Origin of the sequence: Brevibacillus jepli, from assembly GCF_047229145.1 — a bacterium.
Classification (GTDB): Bacteria; Bacillota; Bacilli; order Brevibacillales; family Brevibacillaceae; genus Brevibacillus.
Map to the genome: position 1 here is coordinate 48,121 of NZ_JBFEFW010000013.1, position 17,104 is coordinate 65,224.

Sequence of the window (17,104 nt, forward strand, 5' to 3'; positions counted from 1 at the left end):
GTAGCATTCAAGGGTCTATTTTTAAAAAAATAGAAGCAGGTGGAATCTCAACAGCTCGCAGAGGAAACAGGAGAAATAAGCGAAGATCTTTGGACACACCGACCGAGGCGCAGTGAAAAAAAGCGAAACTGCCTTTAGCGTCCACCTCTGAGAAGCATCGTGGAAGAGTCTACTTTGGACGCGGTTTCGCTTTTTTTCACGGAGCCGGGCACCCCCAGCTTCCCCGCAGGTGTTCCAAGAAGCTGAGCGTTTTCTCCTGTTTCCTCCCCACCACAACAGCTAGTCAGACGTTGATCCTTTGCCCTCCCCCAACTCCAGCTTCAATTGCCCCATCCGCATCTCGCCCCACTCATACATCATTTCCACAATGGGCAACAGCGTCATCCCCAGCTCTGTCATGGAATACTCCACGCGCGGAGGAACCTCAGGGTATACTTCCCGGTGAACAATTCCGTCTTCGATTAGCTCTTTTAACTGACTCGTCAGCATTTTGTGCGTGATTTTCGGGAACAGGCGTTGCAGCTCGCTGAAGCGATGCGAGCCTTCTACTCCCAGATGCCACAGGATGACAACTTTCCATTTCCCGCTGAACATCGATAAGGTCAGCTCCTTGGAACAGTTGAAATCACCGTTTTTAATTTTTTCCAAGGTTTCTTTCCGCAAGTCGGACATAGTTTTCTCCTCACCATCCTATCTTCGGTCCAAAAAAGTCATTCATATGTTTCTCTTCGTTCGTTCCTATCATAAACCGTGTGGGATGATTTTTCATTGTCTTTTCGGGTGGATCTTGACATCGTTCATAGAAATGAAGATAATAAACACAATAACTTAGTAAACAACTCGGAATACTAATAATAAAAGAGGTGAGTTCTTTGGAACGGATTTTGCAAATTCCTAGCGACACGATTTCGTTGACGGCAACCTTGCATGAGCCTTCATACACGATAGGCAAGACCAGCTTGAAATACCCATTGGTTGTCATTTGCCATGGCTTTATCGGCAGTCGGATTGGTGTGAACCGCTTGTTTGTAAAAGCAGCCAGAGAATTAGCCTCGCAAGGCTTTGGCGTATTGCGCTTCGATTACGGAGGCTGCGGGGAAAGTGACGGCGATTATGGTGCAGGTGGTTTGGACGTCTTGCTCGGCCAAACACGTGATGTTCTCGACTTTGTCTTCACTTTGGAGCAGGTAGATCAGGAGCGTGTGTGCCTCTTAGGACATAGTCTGGGCGGTGCAGTCAGTGTTCTGACAGCGAGCCAGGATAAGCGGATACACTCGCTGGTTCTTTGGGCTCCAGTAGCACGCCCTTACGACGATATCGTTCGCATTGTAGGAGAGAAGGAATACAAGGACGCACTCGCATATGGAGAAACAGATCATATGGGTTACATACTGGAGAAACGCTTTTTCCAGTCGCTGGGTGGGGCTCTTCCACTTCGTCAAGCCAAGCTGTTTGAAGGAGATGTATTAATCTTGCATGGCAATCGGGATGACGTTATTCCAGTGGATGCCATGTTCCACTATGAGCGAGAGCTGCATCTGCGGAGGCGGGGGAGCTGCGAAACAGAAGTAGTAGTCGGGGGGAATCATACCTTTTCCTCAGCGGACAGCTACAAACGCCTGATTGCGAGTACGAAGAGCTGGCTAGACAGATTGCAGGAAAAAGAGACAGTCGCTGTATGAGAAAAAGGGATGGCCTGGTGACGGGCTATCCCTTTTTTGCGATATTCGTTTTGATGTTCGCTAGCAGCCCGCGGCAACCCGCATGCACCAGGTCATACACATACGTGAAACGACCGGTATAGTAAGGGTCTTCTACATTTTGTTCCTCGGCAGAATCGGCAAAGTCGAGCAGACGGTGTACCTTTTTCCCTGGCGGCGCCATCTGTTTGAGGGCAGACAAATTTTCCTCATCCATGCAGACGATATAGTCGTACTCCGAAAAGTCCTGCTTGACAATTTGGCGCGCTCGCAGCGTATCATGTGCGATCCCATTTTCGGTCAGTACCTTTTGCGTACCTTTGTGCGGAGACTCCCCAGCGTGCCAGCCACCGATTCCTGCCGAGTCGATGGAGATTTCCTCGGACAACCCCTCCGCCTCTACGAGATGGCGAAATACAGCTTCGGCCATGGGTGAGCGACAAATATTGCCCAGACAAACGAACAAGACTGTTGTCATATGTACCTTCCTCTTCTCCTAATTGTGATGCTTCTGTATGTTAGAATACCATAAGGAGGACATGTGCAATGAAAACATATTTGTACCGCATACGTTTTGTCGTGGCTGTCATTGTTGTCACCATTTTACCGATAATCATTACCGGAATCGTATTGGTAAAATCGGCAGAGCAGGCTTTACTGGCAGAAAAGAAACAAAAGCTGATCGCCATCACACAGCAGCTGGATTTTGCGCTGTCAAAAGATTTCGACACTATTGTTGTGGAAGCTGGATTAGAACAGGCGGAAAAAGCGCACAAGCTTCAAGCGTTAAACCAGAAAATGCAACCGCTTACAGATCGTATCGCTCTCGCGCACCCGGGAATAGGTGTCGGTTATTATTCCGCAGCTCTCGATTCCATCGTAACGTATGGGCCCAGCAAAGAAATGAGCTCGCACATAGGACAATCAATTGGCGAAAACCATCCGGGTCGCAGTGTCATGCAGACGCGGCAGATTGACGTCGTGATCGGTGAACAAGTACGCGGCAACATCATGAACGCCATGGTTCCACTCATTCGCAATGATCAAGTGATCGGCTATGCTTGGGCGAATGAGCTCATGTCTACGATTGATATACAGCTCGCGGATATGCGCCAAAGCATTTATGCGATTTTGGGCATTGGCTGTATGATCGCAGCAGCAGCCAGCGGTTTGCTCGTTCATCGCTTTGAAGTGATTTTGTCAGAGATCAAGTCAGGGCTGAAGCGGCTTAGCCAAGACCTTTCCTTTCGTTTGAGGAGCATGGACGGTGAGCCCGGAGAAATTACAGGTGCGATCAACAAGCTTGCGAGAGAATTGCAGACGAGCCGCAGTCGCACAGAGACAATCATGAATAGCATGGACAGCGGAGTTCTCGCGTTGGACCAAAGCGGGCACCTGATTGCTTGGAATGAGACAGCGATACATATGATTGGATTTACGGCCAGTCGAGCAAAGGGGATGCATTACACGGAAGTTTTTACAGAGAGTGAGGCTCTCCTTCATATCCTGTTGGATACGCTGCAAAACGGTCGAGCCATCCGTGATGCCATGTGGTGCCATCAGCATCCGGACAGAGGCGTGCTCTGGCTGAAGGTCAGCTCTTCCATTTGGAAAAATACGACCGATGAAGTATTGGGGGCTATCGTCGTTCTGGAGGATCGTACACAATGGCGGAGGATGGAGTCAAGGCTGGCTCAGGCAGAGCGGCTGGCTGTCATAGGTGAATGGGCGACAAGCATTGCCCATGAGGTGCGCAATCCGTTGACGTCCATCAAAGCCTTCGCCCAGATCATCGAAGAGGAATGGCCAAAAGACCATGACTCTCGGGAATACACGGGGATTATTGTGGAGGAAGTAGAGCGTCTGAACCGTTTTGCTGACGAGCTTTTGTTATTTTCTCGTCCCAATGAAGAGTCGAACGTACCCGTACGCATTCAAGAGGTAATCGAGCACACGCTGAAGCTGATAGAACATGTCGATGGCTATAGCAGCGTGATTGTACAGCTCGTATGTGAAGAGGATATTCCTGTCGTGATGTCTTCGTCGGAGTTGTTGAAACAGGTTTTTTTGAATATCTTACTCAATGCCCTGCAAGCAAAGCCGATGGATGGCCGTATCCAGATTGAAATCAAAAACATAGACAATCACGTGCAAGTCCATATAAGGAATGACGGTCCGCCTATTTCAGAAGAAAACCTGTTGGCTGTATTCGAACCGTTTTTCACGACCAAGCAGACAGGTACGGGACTAGGATTGGCGATCTCCCAACGGATTGTCCAAGCATATGGCGGACATATTTTCGCTCAAAATACCCCTGATGGCGTCTGTTTCACTGTCGTACTGCCGATCCGGGCAAAAGGAGGATTGTGATGACGAGCAGAGTGCTGATCGTTGACGACGAGGCCAATGTGAGAAAGGCATTGTCCACGACATTGCGGAAAATGGGATACGAGCTTCTGGAGGCTGGCAATGGAGTGGAGGCTTTGGAGCAGGTCGAGAGCTTTTGCCCGCAAGTCATGCTTTTAGATCTGCGTATGCCTCATTTGGACGGTATGGATACGTTGCGCCGCTTGAACGAGCGAAAGGGAAGACTCCCGAGAGTCGTGATGATGACTGCCTATGGTTCGGCCAGTGACGTCATGGAGGCAATGAAGCTGGGAGCATTTGATTATGTGCAAAAGCCATTCGACTTAAGCCAGGTCAAACAAGTAGTTGCTCATGCATTCACAAATGCGGAGCCGTTTGAGCAAGGAGAAAGTGAGCAAGTCCTTCTGGAAGAGCAAGCGAATCAAAACGGTACGAGCTTGGTTGGCCTGAGTCCGGCTATGCAGAACGTGTACAAGCTGGTGGGAAAGGTAGCCATGTCCAAAGCAACTGTTTTGATTGAAGGGGAGAGCGGGACGGGCAAAGAGCTCATTGCAAGAGCAATCCATGCCAACAGCCCGCGGGCGGACAAGCCACTCATTCCTGTCAATTGCGGCGCGATTCCGGAAAATTTGCTGGAGAGCGAGTTGTTTGGATATGAACGGGGTGCATTTACAGGTGCGGTTCATCGCAAGCAAGGACTGTTTGAGCTGGCGAATGGAGGTACCTTGTTCCTGGACGAAGTAGGGGAGCTTAGCCTTTCTTTGCAGGTAAAACTGCTGCGGTTCTTGCAGGATCGCGTATTTATTCGGGTAGGGGGCATCGAGGCTGTATCGGTTGATGTTCGCGTGATTGCTGCAACCAACCGCGATTTGCAGGAAAGAATTCGCCAAGAGCTTTTTCGCGAGGATCTTTACTACCGGCTCAATGTCGTTCCGATTCGCATGCCGCCGCTTCGTGAGCGAAAGGAGGACATTCCTCTGCTTATCCGTCATTTTCTCGCCAAATATGGAAAAGAGGCAGGGAAGCATGACCTCTGCTTGTCCGCTGCTGCCACTGAAGCACTGATCGCCTACCACTGGCCAGGCAATGTGCGTCAGCTAGAGAATACGATTGAACGGGCTGTTGTTTTGACCAGAGGGGCAGTTATCGGTCAAGAGCATGTCTTATCCCCCATTCAGGAAAATGCACGAAGCGAGCAGACCACAGGCCTTGGCAAAATCAGCTTTGAAGGACGAACCATGCGGGAAATCATCGCTCAGGTCGAGCGAGAAGCAATTGCCCATGCCATGCGCAAAGAACGCGGCAACAAGCTACAGACAGCGAAAAGGCTGGGCATATCACGGCGGGCACTGCTCTACAAGCTGCAAATGTACGGATTGGATTCGACAATGGATGAAAGAGACTAATCGCTCGTAGTGCGCAAATAGGTATCACACTGCGCAAAAAGTAGTCAGCATGACGGAGCAACCGTTTTGAAAGCGCATTCATTTCGCTTGAAATACCGATTGGCATCCCTCTTGCTATATGAAAAAGCGCAAGTGCAAGAATGCTTTTAGAAAAGGGGATGAAAATGTGTTTCAAGCCTTAACGAATGCTTCGGTTCGCATGGTGCAACGCTATTTGCCAGACGCTTTTTTATTTGCCGTCATTTTGACCTTCCTCGTGTTTGTTGCCGGGATCATCGTCAATGGCAAAACGCCGATGGAAATGGTCAACTACTGGGGCGGCGGCTTTTGGAGCTTGCTCAGCTTTACGATGCAAATGGTATTAATCCTAATTACTGGTCATACGCTAGCGAGTACGAATATTTGTAAGCGGGGCTTGAATGCCTTGGGATCACTGGCCAAAACACCAGGCCAAGCGATTGTACTCGTCACGTTGGTTTCTTGTGTGGCGAACTGGGTCAATTGGGGATTTGGGCTCGTGATCAGTGCGTTATTGGCACGCGTTCTTGCCAATCAAGTAGCAAAGGTAGACTACCGTTTGCTTGTCGCCAGTGCGTACGGCGGATTTGTCGTCTGGCATGGAGGGCTTGCCGGTTCTGTTCCTTTGACGATTGCGACAGAAAAGCACAGCCTGGAAAACATCATCGGGGTTATTCCTACCTCGGAAACGATGTTTTCACCGATGAATCTGACCATTGTGGCCGCGATCATGATTATCCTTCCGATTGTGAACAGATTCATGATGCCTGCCGAAAAAGATACGATTGTATTCAAGGGCGAAGGAATAGCGCAGCAAGAAATGGCTGCTGCTACAGATTCTACAGTCGACGATACTCCTGCTTCCAAGCTGGAAAACAGCCGTTTGATCTCGGTTCTTATTTCAGCACTCGGAATTATTTATTTAATTTACTATTTTGCTGATAAAGGCTTTAAGCTGAATTTGGATGTCGTTATTATGGGCTTTTTGTTTCTGGGCATACTCCTGCACGGGACACCGCGCAAGTTTTTGGATGCCATGCATGAAGCGGTGAAGACGACGACAGGGATCGTCGTGCAGTTCCCGTTTTACGCTGGAATTATCGGGATGATGACGGCGTCAGGACTGGCGGCGAGTATTTCCCAATGGTTTATCAGCATCTCGACGCCGACAACGTTCCCGCTGTTCACGTTTTGGAGTGCAGGCTTATTGAACATTTTCATTCCATCTGGTGGAGGGCAATGGGCAGTTCAGGGACCAATCATGCTGCCAGTCGCAACAGAGCTGGGTGTATCCCATGCAAAGGTCGCGATGGCGATTGCTTGGGGGGATGCGTGGACGAATTTGATTCAGCCATTCTGGGCATTACCCGTGCTCGCTCTGGCTGGATTGGGTGCGAGGGATATTATGGGCTATTGTTTGATGATGTTGATCGTGACAGGCGCGATTATCAGCTTGGGCTTCTTGCTTTTCTAGCGATGCACGTACGTTCATTGCCAAATTCCTCGTTTTTTGATAAGATAAAGGCAGTTACCCCAAGAAGCTAACTGCATATTGCTGAGTTTTCTAGGGTTCCGCGGACAGTCATCTGGCCGGTCTGGACCGAGAGAAAACCCACGACCACGGTCGTGTACACGGAGGGATAAAAGCCCGGGAGGAATATCTGTGATGGTATTCACCCGAGGCTTTTTTTGCATTCGGAAAAAGCCTTAGCCATCTTGGATGAGTATGTATTTTGGGGAACGATAAAACGGATACGTCCGTTAACATGCGCGTAAAGAAAGAGGAGGGAGCCAAAACATGGGGAAATATTGGTTGATGGTTGTCGTAGCAGCAGTATTTGAAGTCATGTGGGTAGCGGGTCTGAAGCACGCCGATAGCTTTGGAACGTGGGCATTAACCATCTTAGCGATTATTATCAGCTTTGGTGTTTTGATCTATTCAGGGAAAAAGCTTCCGACAAGTACAGTCTACGCGATCTTCGTCGGTTTGGGGACGGCTGGTACCGTCATTAGCGAAATGGTCTTGTTTGGAGAACCGTTCAGCTGGACAAAAGTCGGCTTGATTGCGCTCCTTTTGGGGGGAATCATTGGCTTGAAGCTGGTAACACCCGATCATGAAGAGAAGCCGCGTAAGGAGGGTGAAGTGGCATGACATGGGTATCCTTGATTTTTGCAGGGTTGTTTGAAGTAATAGGCGTAATGGGGATTACACAGGTAAACCGAACCCCTTCTTTCCGTTCTTGGGCAGTACTGGTCGGCGGTTTTTCAATCAGCTTCTTCCTGTTGTCCTTTGCTATGAGAGAAATTCCTATGGGAACTGCATATGCGGTCTGGACTGGTATCGGAACAGTCGGTAGCGCTCTTGTCGGGATGCTGTTTTATGGGGAAGCAAAAGACAAGCTGCGTATTTTCTGCATCGCACTCGTCATTATCGCAGTGGCTGGTTTGAAATTGATTGCATAAGTTAGATTTAACAAGGAAGGCAGATATTCCGTATCGGATGTCTGCCTTTTTTCTTTTATCTTCCAATACAGCTTGTTGACCGATCCGGATATTAGCGATGTGACGATGGGGATTTTTTGGAGGATAACGGCGTGGAGGACTGGAAGCAGTCTGGAGGCCAGGGAACGACCTGACGAGAGGAACACACCACCTGTTAATAGAAAAGCCCCGCACCCGCCAAGTAAGCAGGTGTGGGGCTTGGGTTGTGCCAGGTTGTGATGATTAGGAGACGGTCAACAGTTCTTGTTGCTCCGATTCATCATTTTCCAAACGCGTAATCAGTACGCGTGTGACACGGTGATGATCCATCTGCTTGACAGTGAACAGGTAGTTTTCCCATTCTACTGTTGCACCAACAGCGATGTCTTCTTCCAGCTGGCTGTACAACCAGCCACCGATTGTGTCCACATCCTCGGATTCGAGTTCGAACGGAAGATGATCATTCAGGTCAGCTAACACGAGCATACCGGATACGGAGAGGCCGTTTTCCAGCTTCTCAATCTCTGGTCTTTCCTCGTCAAACTCGTCTTGGATATCCCCGACGATTTCCTCCAGAATATCCTCCATCGTAACGAGACCGGCTGTTCCGCCATACTCGTCGATGACAATCGCGAGCTGCGAGCGGTTTTTCTGCATCAGGCGCAGAACTGTGCTGATTTCCATGGTTTCCGGTACGGTCAGGACAGGACGGAGCAAGGCATCCAGCTCGACACTTCCGTCCTGCAAGGCAGAAAGGTAGAAGTCTGTCGCGTGGACAAAACCGATGATGTTGTCCTTGTCCTCAGCTGCAACCGGGAAGCGTGTGTGGCGCTGCGATCGGATAATCTCCAGGTTTTCTTCAAATGTATTCGTCGTATATAAGCAAACCATGTCAATGCGCGGGATCATCGTTTCCCGAGCAACGGTTTCGGAGAAGTCAAAAACTTGTTCCACAAGAGCCAATTCGGTCTGGTCGATATGGCCACTTTGGTGACTTTGATTGACCAAAAGGCGAATTTCTTCTTCGGTATGTGCCGCATCATGTTCCGAGATGGCTTCGAGTCCGAGTCGTCTCATGAGAGCGTTGGCTGTTCCGTTCAAGAACCAGATAGCCGGGTAAAGCAATTTATAGAAAAACATCAATGGCGCGGCAACCCACAACGAGGTCATTTCTGCTTTTTGAATGGCCAATGATTTCGGAGCCAACTCACCCAAGACAATGTGGAGGAACGTAATAATCGCAAAGGCTATACCAAAAGAAATCGCGGAGATCGCATAATCAGGTAATCCTGAAGATCCAAGCAAAGGCTCCACAATCATATGGGCAATGGCCGGTTCCCCGACCCAACCCAGTCCCAGCGAGGCGAGAGTAATCCCGACCTGGCAGGCAGATAGGTAGGCGTCTAGCTTATGCGTTACTTTTTGGGCATAGACTGCCCGTTTGTTCCCTTCATTCACCATCTGTGTCAGGCGCGTTTGCCGCACCTTCACGAGTGAGAACTCTGCGGCTACGAAAAAGCCGTTGAGAAAAACAAGAAATATAACAAGCAGTAGGTTGAGCACTATCGGGACGGTGTCCAAGTAAAAAGTCATCCTCTCTGGAATTTTATGAAAGTACTATTTTCTATTTTACTCTGATCGGGGTGAAACGCACAAAAGCGATATACCACCGTAGGGGGCGTTTCTGCCCTTTTGCTCGGGAAGAGCGACCCTCAGATAACCGTAGCGCACGTTTTTGCGCCCGGAGAAGGTCGCAGATAGGCATACGTCTTGTTCGAGCAAAGTAAACTGCAAACGGTTACTTTATCAGGATTTGTTGTCCGTAGACAAAAAACGCAGACAGAACGGCAGCTAGACCGAGATAGGCAGCTAACACTTTCCATTTCGTAGAGGTAGGTGCATCGTAATAAGTAGTGAGCTGATGCATTTGCTCATCCAGTTCGGCCAATCTTTCTTGTGCGGCACGTTCTCCCTCGCGAAGCGCTTCAGAAGGGATCGGTCGATTCGGGTCCGAATCGTAATACAAGACGGGCTCTCGCTCCCACAGTCTGAACAGTTCCCATTTTCTGTTCACATACACTTTATCCAGTCGCTTGAAGTCGCGTTGAAGTCGTTTTTTGTCCTGCACAAAAGGAAAATAAAATTTCCCCAAATCTTCCTGATTGATCGCATTTACCGCCGCATTCATTTGCACACGGGTATCCCATGTCGATTCCAGCTCGGGCCATTTTGCTATGCTCTCTTGGAAGTCCTTAATTCTGTCACGCTCATAGTGCAGAATCTTTTGTTGATAGCCTGAACGCATACGGTTGTACCAGGTAATCAAACCGATAATGAAAATGAACACGGTAATCGGTCCGGGATTGGCGAACAGCATAATACCCAGCCCTACCAGCCCGATAAACCAGATTTTCGTCGACAATACAGATACAATGCGGCCGCCATCCAGTGGGGAAATGGGCAGCAGGTTAAACAAGTTGAGCATGGCACCCAAGTAAATAACCAACGCCCAGAAAGGGTCCTGCGTATACCAATACAATGGAAGGGCAGGCAAGAAAGCAATCATCCCGGCCAAGGGTCCGCCGTAAGCTAAGTACGCTTCGGTTTTTGCGTCACGCGGCATGTCTTTCATGGCGATGAAGGCTCCCGCAAAAGGGATAAAGACAGCAGGCGAGGTCGCGATTCCTTTTCGCTTGGCTGCAATCACATGCCCCATCTCGTGGACGAAGATCAGGTAGACGAGAGCTACTGCGAACTTCCAGCCGTAAAAAACAGCGTACGCCCACAAGGTAATCCCCATGGATATGATGGTGGTGCCGAATTTTGAGAACTTCAAAATGCTAACGATCCATTTTAAATTGGCAAGTAAGAAAGCACCGATCGCCAAAAGGACTGAACGGCTTCTTTTCATCGTTTTTCCTCCCTGAAGATATAGGCAGATATTCCTTCTTACGAATCAATCCAAGAGAAGTTTCTATTCTAGTTCCCATCCAGACGAGGGTTGGTGAAGTGAAAGCCGTACTCGCCATAGAGCGGATTGTAGCTCAGATGCCCCCCGTCGAAATACCAGAAATCAGTTGGACGAATGACAAATCGCAACCCCTCTACTTCAAACACAGCATCGTCGGTGAGGGCCTCATCTTTTTCAATCGCATAAAACATGCCACCGGTCCCGGGGCCGCTTGTTCGTACATACAATCGAAGCGTATCGCCTGGTACAAAGCCGGCATAACGTTGATAGGCAAGCGAAAACGCTGGCTCTATCGTAAGCGTGATACTCATGGACTAGCTCCTTTCTGCTATTGTATTCCATTGTAACACAAGTCTGAGTAGTGTCCCGATCTTCCAGGCCGTACGCGCAATCCAAAAACACCCGTCCGGTCAGAAACACTTCTGCCGAACGGGCTGCATGAAAAAGCTGGCGTTAGTCCTAGTCCTTGCCTTTGCTCACATCGAGGGTAGGGTGCATAAAACGCGCTCTATTTGGTTCTTCTTGATCCTCGAGGAGCTCACGATTTTCTATCGAGTTCCAGCCAATGTCGTTAGTCGGGTGAACCCACTGGTCCCCTGCCATGACGAAGGGATCGGTTTCCGTACTCCAGTTGTGTAAGGGAGATTCCTTGGACTCGTACAAGCTATCACCGATGATGACTCCGAACTCATTGACGAATGGCTTTTGGATCGTACGGGACGAGTTTTTGAAGTCAGGAGCACTGATTTGATGTGGCAGCGTCCCATCGAGGGAAATATCCTTCGTCTGGTCGTTCTTTTGCTTATCGTTATCCATCATCTGGACCTCCTTTTATCCCATAGCATGCATCAGTCACTGACCCCTTATTCGGTTTTGTATGGGAGCCTGCGCGAGAGCCCAAATGAAACCCAGTGGCATATGCTAAAAAAAGGGGGAAGATCTGATGCTAACGAGTGTCATCATTCCCGTCAGAGACGCAGCTCATCAGCTTTTGTATACCTTATTTAGCTTGAACTTGCAGTTTGCCGATTTTGATCAATATGAGGTTATTGTGCTGGATAACGGCTCCACTGATGGGCTGGCAGAGAAGCTGGCTGGCTTTACCTCGCATTATTCTTTGCAAGTGGTGCGTTTTCGCAAACGTGTTCCGCTCTCCCACCTGTTCCATACAGGAATCCAGCAGACAAAAGGTAATCTGCTTGTTTTTTTAGCATGTAATATGATTGTTCCTCGCCAGTTTATTGGCGTACACCAGCAGGCACACGAGCGGGTACCGGATATGATTTTGCTGGGGCTGTGTACGAGGAGAATCTACTCTGTGTACGACCCGCAGTTCAGCGCCAGTCAACATGAAGAATGTCAAAAATGGCTGGAACAAAATCCACATATTAAGCGACCGCACACGCTAGTCAAAACGATACCCTTATTAGAAGAGAGTCAAATTGCAAATGGACAATTCGATCCCATCAGTCTGTCCTGTCCCATCGCCCAGAAGCGAATGAGCATCAAGGAAAAATACGGGGCAAAGCTGGAGCGATATCGATCCCCCTGGACGATGTTTTCGACCCAGCATGTTTCGTTGCAAAGAGAGCATGCAAGGAAGGCAGGCGCTTTCCGGTTGTTGCCTCGAATGGAGATGGAGCGGGATTTCGCCAAACGATTGTTAAAAAACGGTTGTTCGTTTCAATTTGATGAGAAGCTCACCTTGCTGAAGCAGGAGCGTGTCATTCGAAAAGTGAGTGAAAGCCAGTCTCGCAGAAAAAAGCGCCGAGCATAATGGCTGCCCGGCGGTTTTTTTGTTAGCGGTTTTCTTTTAGCCTTTCTTGTGGTTCACTATTAATGGAGCCGTCAGAGCGGACAGCCTCGGATTGGGCTTTTGGGCCTCGAATTTCTGCGGTTTTACCAAAATCTTTTTCTTTGTTGCGAACCATGTGATGTCCTCCTCTTTGCGAAAGATGAAGATAGTATGACCCGGATTGAGTCAGAGAATGAGGACAGAATGAGGATAGGGAAAGGGTGGCAATTCAAATGGCGAAAAAACAACGAAAACCAGCGCGTCAGGAAGTAACGATGACGACTACAGACGCGAAAAGCGGATTGAACAGTTTGAAGGATATGCTGAATGCAGATGCACTCGGAGCACTCAAGCAGCTTGAAAAAGACATGAAGGCAGACGGTGAGCGCAAAGCAAAGGAAGCAGCTGAACAAAAGCGCCGGGAGCAGGAAGAACGCGAGCGCAACAAGAGCTTTGCCGAGTTGCTGGATGATTTCGATAAAAAGGGCGGAGGCAAGTATAGCTAATGCGAGATGGACGGCAAACGGACCGACCGGATACTTCCAAAAACGGCTTGATGAAAAAGCGCCAACAGGAGCTAAAGGATGAGTCCATTAAGGAACGGGGGCGCATGGTGCTCGGCCGATTGGGCAAAAAGGAACCCAAGAAGTGATTTTTTTCCTCTCTTCCCCATATAGCTAGGAGTGAGGGGAGGGAGGTCATGGGGACAATCCTGCTCCTGTTTAGCCTCTCATGTGTCGCAGTAGGTACCTGGAAGCTGATCGGGATCTACAAGGCAGAAAAGGCTGACAGCAAGCCGCTCTGGTGGACAGTCGCGAGCGTCGGGATTGCGCTTTTTTTTCTTTTGAAGCTGGTAACAGATACGTTGCCAACATAAACAAGCACCTGTAGCCATGAGCTTACAGGTGCTTGTTTTTTCAAAAGGCTACGCCCACTTAAGGATGGAAAATTGGCTGCACCATTTTTCCTTATTCGTATCGCAGCGCTTCGATTGGATCGAGCTTCGCTGCCTTGTTGGCCGGATAGAGGCCGAAGAAAATACCGATGGCACTGGAGAAGCCAAAAGCGATGAACACGCTGTTCCAGGACATGAGCGGTGGAAGCTGGGCAAAGTACGCGATCACAGAAGCGATACCGAGACCGAACAACACCCCGATCAAGCCACCGATCAAGCAGACGATGACCGATTCAATCAAAAACTGAATCAAAATATCGCGTCGTCGTGCCCCTAACGCTTTGCGAATCCCGATTTCCCGGGTACGCTCAGTCACGGATACGAGCATGATGTTCATAACGCCAACTCCGCCGACCACGAGTGAAATTCCCGCGATGATACTAAAGATCAGCGTCAAGGTGCCTGTCATTTGATTAAACTGATCCATTGATTCTTGCATGCTGCGAACTCTGTAATGGTCTTCCTTTTGATGCTTGCGTCCCAAGTACTGTTTGACCTGCTGCATGGCTGGGTCGACAGAGGCTTTGTCGATCGCTTTTCCCATGATCATCTGAACGGATGGTTCTTCCTGCAGGCTCATTTCGTAACGGATTGGAATAATCGCGCCGTAGCTGGTCGCCATATCAAACTTGAACTTCTCTTCCGTATACGTCCCGATGACGACGAGAGATTGATTCCCCCAGCGAACACGCTGACCAATCGGGCTCATTTGACCGAACAGCTTTTGAGCAAGAGCTTCCTCCAGGACGATGACCGCGCGTTGTTCTTTGTCATCTGTCTCGTTGAAAAGGCGTCCTTTTGCCACCTTCAACGTCGATTGCATCGAAAAATAATCAGCAGTCGAGGCGGTGAGGTTGACGCGCTCTTCTTTTTTCGGCCCCTTCAAATCGATCGTACTGGAATTGTAAGGAACGATGTATTCAATAGCAGGACTGATTCGGCCAAGTACTTCCGTATCCTCAACCGTCATGTCGTCTGAAGAAATCTCTTCTTTTGTCTCCCAATTGATGAAGACGTTAAACGTGTTTTGCCCGAACTTTTCCATCTCATCGTTGATCGCTCTTTGTCCGCCTTCACCGAGTGCAGTAACGACAATGACCGATGTAATCCCGATGATGATCCCGAGCATGGTCAGGATCGAGCGCATTTTATTCGCCCAGATACCCTCCACCGCGGTGTTAAAGCTTTCCATAAAATTCATGTGACAATCACCTCGTCAGACGGCTTGGAGAATATTCGCTCCGTAACCTTTTCATCGCGAATGATCACGCCGTCCTTGAAAGTCACAATCCGCTCAGCGTGCTGGGCGATGTCCAATTCGTGGGTAACGAGAATGATCGTGACGCCCTGCGTATGCAGCTCCTGAAACATGGCCATGATTTCGACTCCCGAACGACTGTCCAGATTCCCCGTCGGTTCGTCCGCCAGCAGGATGGCAGGCTTATTGACCAGTGCTCTGGCAATCGCTACACGCTGCTTTTGACCACCGGATAGCTGAGTTGGTTTATGGTCCATGCGCTCTGCCAGTCCCACTCGTTTGAGTGCTTCTGTAGCCCGTTTGCGCCTTTCAGAGCGGCCGACATTCGCGTACATCATCGGCAGCTCTACATTATGCAAGGAGGTAGAGCGGGCGAGCAGATTAAACGATTGGAAAACAAAGCCGATCTTTTGGTTGCGAACAACGGCGAGATCCGTATCCTTCAGGCTGCTGACCTCAATGCCGTCGAGCATATACGAGCCGGAATCTGGACGATCCAGACAGCCCAGCATGTTCATAAACGTCGATTTCCCTGATCCTGATGGCCCCATGATGGCAACGAATTCGCCTTGTTCCACCAGCAGGGAGACACCTTTCAAGATGGGCAGTAATGAATCACCCGTCTTGTATGCTTTCGTCAAGCCTTCTACATGAAGCATCGTCGGCTGACCTCCTTCTTTACGTGTTACATACCCATCGGTGCGCCGCCGCCATTCATCGGCATGACTGGTGCTCCTTCTGTCAGGGATTCGACAGGGCCCAAAATAATTTGCTCGTCACCGTTAAGTCCAGACTTGACGTGAGAGAACAACTCATTTTCCATACCGGTATCGATCTTTTGCTTTTTCGCGACACCATTATCGGATAGCCAGACAAAGGTACTGCCGTCAGCGTCTTGCTGTACAGCTTCGATCGGCACTTGCAAGGCATTATCGATTTTTTCTACAGAGATGTTGATATCTACATGGAAGCCAGGCTTCAAGGAGGAAATATCCCCCGATGGCTTGAGAGTGACTTTGACGCGTGTCTTTTCACCCTGCCCCGATTTGTTGGAAGTAGTAGTAGCGGTAGGAGAGATGCGAGCTACTTCGGCATTCAGCTTTTGTTTTCCGAGCGTAACGCCTTCAATCGTTGCAGATTGTCCGATTTTGAGCTTGTTGACATCGGATTCGTTGATGTCTGCTTCAATTAATAGATTATTGAGATTGGCAAGGGTCAAGATTTCTGTCCCCTTGTTGACGTATTGACCGTTATCAGCTGCTAGACCAATGACTGTTCCATCCATAGGTGCTACTACGACGCTTTGGACACGTTCCTTATTCAGCTGTGCTTTTTCTACATTCAGCTTGTTAATTTGGGCTTGCTGAGCGGCAATGTCTTCTTTGCGCGGGCCCTTTTGCTTGAGAGCGAGCTGTTGCTTGGCGACGTTCAGCGTAGATAGAGCGCTATCCATTTGTGATTTCAACTTGTCCAGCTCTTGCTGGGTAGAAGCGCCTGAGGTGAATAATTGATTCATACGATCATATTCTCGCTTTGCCGAATCGTATTCACGCTGAGCTTGGGAGACTCGTTCTTGATCCTGTGCGACTTCCTCCGGCTCGTTGCCGATTTGAGCCTTGGCAAGATTGGCTTTGGCCACTTCCATTTGCGCTTCCAGCTCGAGGATTCTGCTATCGACATCGGACGTGTCGATTTTCGCGATCACTTGACCCTTTTTCACCTTGTCGCCTTCTTTGACGACAAACTCGCGTAAGGTTCCGGTGACGTTGGCGTACTGTTTGAGCTTGTCTTCTACGGTGACGACCCCTGATGTCAAAACCTTGCTTTCCAAAGCCGATTTCGTTGGTGCGCCGATGTTGACAGGCATCCCCATAGCTTGTTGTGATCCCATCATGGAAAACGCAACGCCCCCGATGCCCAGGAGGACTACGACGGAACCGATGATCCACCATCGTTTTTTCATGTTCATTCTCCTTGCTTTGGTAAGAACCATATTATTTCATTGCTCGAAAGGTTTTTACGGTAGTACTGGAAAAAGGTAACATGAATTACCGAATGTTCACATTTCAGACACAATTACATCGTATTTTGATACGTTTTGTCGGAAAGTTCTTTGCTGCCATTTGCCGTGATATCATAGATATAGATGAGAT

20 protein-coding genes and 1 riboswitch are annotated in these 17,104 nt (G+C 49.2%); of the genes, 10 read left to right on the forward strand and 10 right to left on the reverse strand.

The features are described 5' to 3' along the window. Positions 1-279: 279 nt before the first annotated feature. Complete coding sequence (locus AB1L17_RS15670) at positions 280-672, reverse strand: winged helix-turn-helix transcriptional regulator (protein WP_412844355.1); 393 nt, start codon at positions 670-672, stop codon at positions 280-282. A gap of 191 nt (positions 673-863) precedes the next feature. Here AB1L17_RS15670 and AB1L17_RS15675 point away from each other — a divergent pair, with 191 nt between their 5' ends. Beyond that, positions 864-1,682, forward strand: a complete 819-nt coding sequence (locus AB1L17_RS15675; RefSeq protein WP_412844356.1) for an alpha/beta hydrolase family protein — start codon at positions 864-866, stop codon at positions 1,680-1,682. 25 nt (positions 1,683-1,707) lie between these two features. Here the strand turns inward: AB1L17_RS15675 and AB1L17_RS15680 are convergent, their stop codons facing one another. Next, positions 1,708-2,178 carry a low molecular weight protein-tyrosine-phosphatase gene (locus tag AB1L17_RS15680; protein ID WP_412844357.1) on the reverse strand — a complete coding sequence of 157 codons (471 nt, stop codon included), beginning with the start codon at positions 2,176-2,178 and terminating at the stop codon, positions 1,708-1,710. A 68-nt stretch (positions 2,179-2,246) separates the two neighbouring features. On the opposite strand from AB1L17_RS15680, the gene atoS reads away from it, so the two are divergent. From atoS to AB1L17_RS15705, 5 genes are all read left to right on the forward strand, one after another. Continuing rightward, positions 2,247-4,070, forward strand: a complete 1,824-nt coding sequence (atoS, locus tag AB1L17_RS15685; RefSeq protein ID WP_412844358.1) for a two-component system sensor histidine kinase AtoS — start codon at positions 2,247-2,249, stop codon at positions 4,068-4,070. Next, positions 4,070-5,473, forward strand: coding sequence for a sigma-54-dependent transcriptional regulator (locus AB1L17_RS15690; protein ID WP_412844359.1), 1,404 nt, complete (start codon positions 4,070-4,072; stop codon positions 5,471-5,473). Before atoS ends, AB1L17_RS15690 begins: the two co-directional genes overlap by 1 nt. Before the next feature lie 166 nt (positions 5,474-5,639). Next, positions 5,640-6,965, forward strand: coding sequence for a short-chain fatty acid transporter (locus AB1L17_RS15695; RefSeq protein WP_412844360.1), 1,326 nt, complete (start codon positions 5,640-5,642; stop codon positions 6,963-6,965). 79 nt (positions 6,966-7,044) lie between these two features. Continuing rightward, positions 7,045-7,148, forward strand: a riboswitch (guanidine-I (ykkC/yxkD leader). Between the two features lie 141 nt (positions 7,149-7,289). Next, positions 7,290-7,643, forward strand: a complete 354-nt coding sequence (locus AB1L17_RS15700; RefSeq protein WP_412844361.1) for a DMT family transporter — start codon at positions 7,290-7,292, stop codon at positions 7,641-7,643. Beyond that, positions 7,640-7,954 carry a DMT family transporter gene (locus AB1L17_RS15705; RefSeq protein WP_412844362.1) on the forward strand — a complete coding sequence of 105 codons (315 nt, stop codon included), beginning with the start codon at positions 7,640-7,642 and terminating at the stop codon, positions 7,952-7,954. Before AB1L17_RS15700 ends, AB1L17_RS15705 begins: the two co-directional genes overlap by 4 nt. Before the next feature lie 261 nt (positions 7,955-8,215). Here the strand turns inward: AB1L17_RS15705 and AB1L17_RS15710 are convergent, their stop codons facing one another. The 4 genes from AB1L17_RS15710 to AB1L17_RS15725 form a co-directional block, all read right to left on the reverse strand. Next, positions 8,216-9,553, reverse strand: a complete 1,338-nt coding sequence (locus tag AB1L17_RS15710) for a hemolysin family protein (protein WP_412844363.1) — start codon at positions 9,551-9,553, stop codon at positions 8,216-8,218. Between the two features lie 217 nt (positions 9,554-9,770). Continuing rightward, entirely contained in the window at positions 9,771-10,883 is a 1,113-nt protein-coding gene (locus tag AB1L17_RS15715) for a site-2 protease family protein (RefSeq protein ID WP_412844364.1), read from the reverse strand. Positions 10,884-10,951: 68 nt separating this feature from the next. After that, complete coding sequence (locus tag AB1L17_RS15720) at positions 10,952-11,254, reverse strand: iron-sulfur cluster biosynthesis family protein (RefSeq protein WP_412844365.1); 303 nt, start codon at positions 11,252-11,254, stop codon at positions 10,952-10,954. Positions 11,255-11,402: 148 nt separating this feature from the next. Next, entirely contained in the window at positions 11,403-11,759 is a 357-nt protein-coding gene (locus AB1L17_RS15725; protein ID WP_412844542.1) for a DUF3905 domain-containing protein, read from the reverse strand. 127 nt (positions 11,760-11,886) lie between these two features. Between AB1L17_RS15725 and AB1L17_RS15730 the strand changes: the two genes are divergently transcribed. Continuing rightward, complete coding sequence (locus tag AB1L17_RS15730) at positions 11,887-12,720, forward strand: glycosyltransferase family A protein (protein WP_412844366.1); 834 nt, start codon at positions 11,887-11,889, stop codon at positions 12,718-12,720. A gap of 22 nt (positions 12,721-12,742) precedes the next feature. Here the strand turns inward: AB1L17_RS15730 and sspK are convergent, their stop codons facing one another. Beyond that, complete coding sequence (sspK, locus tag AB1L17_RS15735; protein WP_007724732.1) at positions 12,743-12,874, reverse strand: small acid-soluble spore protein K; 132 nt, start codon at positions 12,872-12,874, stop codon at positions 12,743-12,745. A gap of 97 nt (positions 12,875-12,971) precedes the next feature. On the opposite strand from sspK, the gene AB1L17_RS15740 reads away from it, so the two are divergent. From AB1L17_RS15740 to AB1L17_RS15750, 3 genes are read left to right on the forward strand one after another with little or no spacing between them, the layout of a single operon-like run. Beyond that, entirely contained in the window at positions 12,972-13,244 is a 273-nt protein-coding gene (locus tag AB1L17_RS15740; RefSeq protein ID WP_412844367.1) for a DUF3886 domain-containing protein, read from the forward strand. Continuing rightward, positions 13,244-13,390 (forward strand): hypothetical protein, encoded by a 147-nt coding sequence (locus tag AB1L17_RS15745; protein ID WP_412844368.1) that lies wholly within the window; start codon positions 13,244-13,246, stop codon positions 13,388-13,390. The genes AB1L17_RS15740 and AB1L17_RS15745 overlap by 1 nt, the downstream gene beginning before the upstream one ends. Before the next feature lie 48 nt (positions 13,391-13,438). Next, the gene (locus AB1L17_RS15750; protein ID WP_412844369.1) at positions 13,439-13,615 is read left to right on the forward strand and encodes a hypothetical protein; all 177 of its coding nucleotides are present in this window, start codon (positions 13,439-13,441) and stop codon (positions 13,613-13,615) included. Positions 13,616-13,706: 91 nt separating this feature from the next. On the opposite strand, the gene AB1L17_RS15755 is transcribed toward AB1L17_RS15750, so the two are convergent. Genes AB1L17_RS15755 through AB1L17_RS15765 form a run of 3 tightly spaced genes read right to left on the reverse strand, consistent with a single transcriptional unit; the run spans position 13,707 to position 16,914 of the window. Beyond that, a complete protein-coding gene (locus AB1L17_RS15755) occupies positions 13,707-14,894 on the reverse strand; it encodes an ABC transporter permease (protein ID WP_412844370.1) in 1,188 nt (395 codons plus the stop codon). Continuing rightward, complete coding sequence (locus AB1L17_RS15760) at positions 14,891-15,610, reverse strand: ABC transporter ATP-binding protein (RefSeq protein ID WP_412844371.1); 720 nt, start codon at positions 15,608-15,610, stop codon at positions 14,891-14,893. Before AB1L17_RS15760 ends, AB1L17_RS15755 begins: the two co-directional genes overlap by 4 nt. Before the next feature lie 26 nt (positions 15,611-15,636). Continuing rightward, positions 15,637-16,914, reverse strand: a complete 1,278-nt coding sequence (locus AB1L17_RS15765; RefSeq protein ID WP_412844372.1) for an efflux RND transporter periplasmic adaptor subunit — start codon at positions 16,912-16,914, stop codon at positions 15,637-15,639. Positions 16,915-17,104 lie beyond the last annotated feature (190 nt).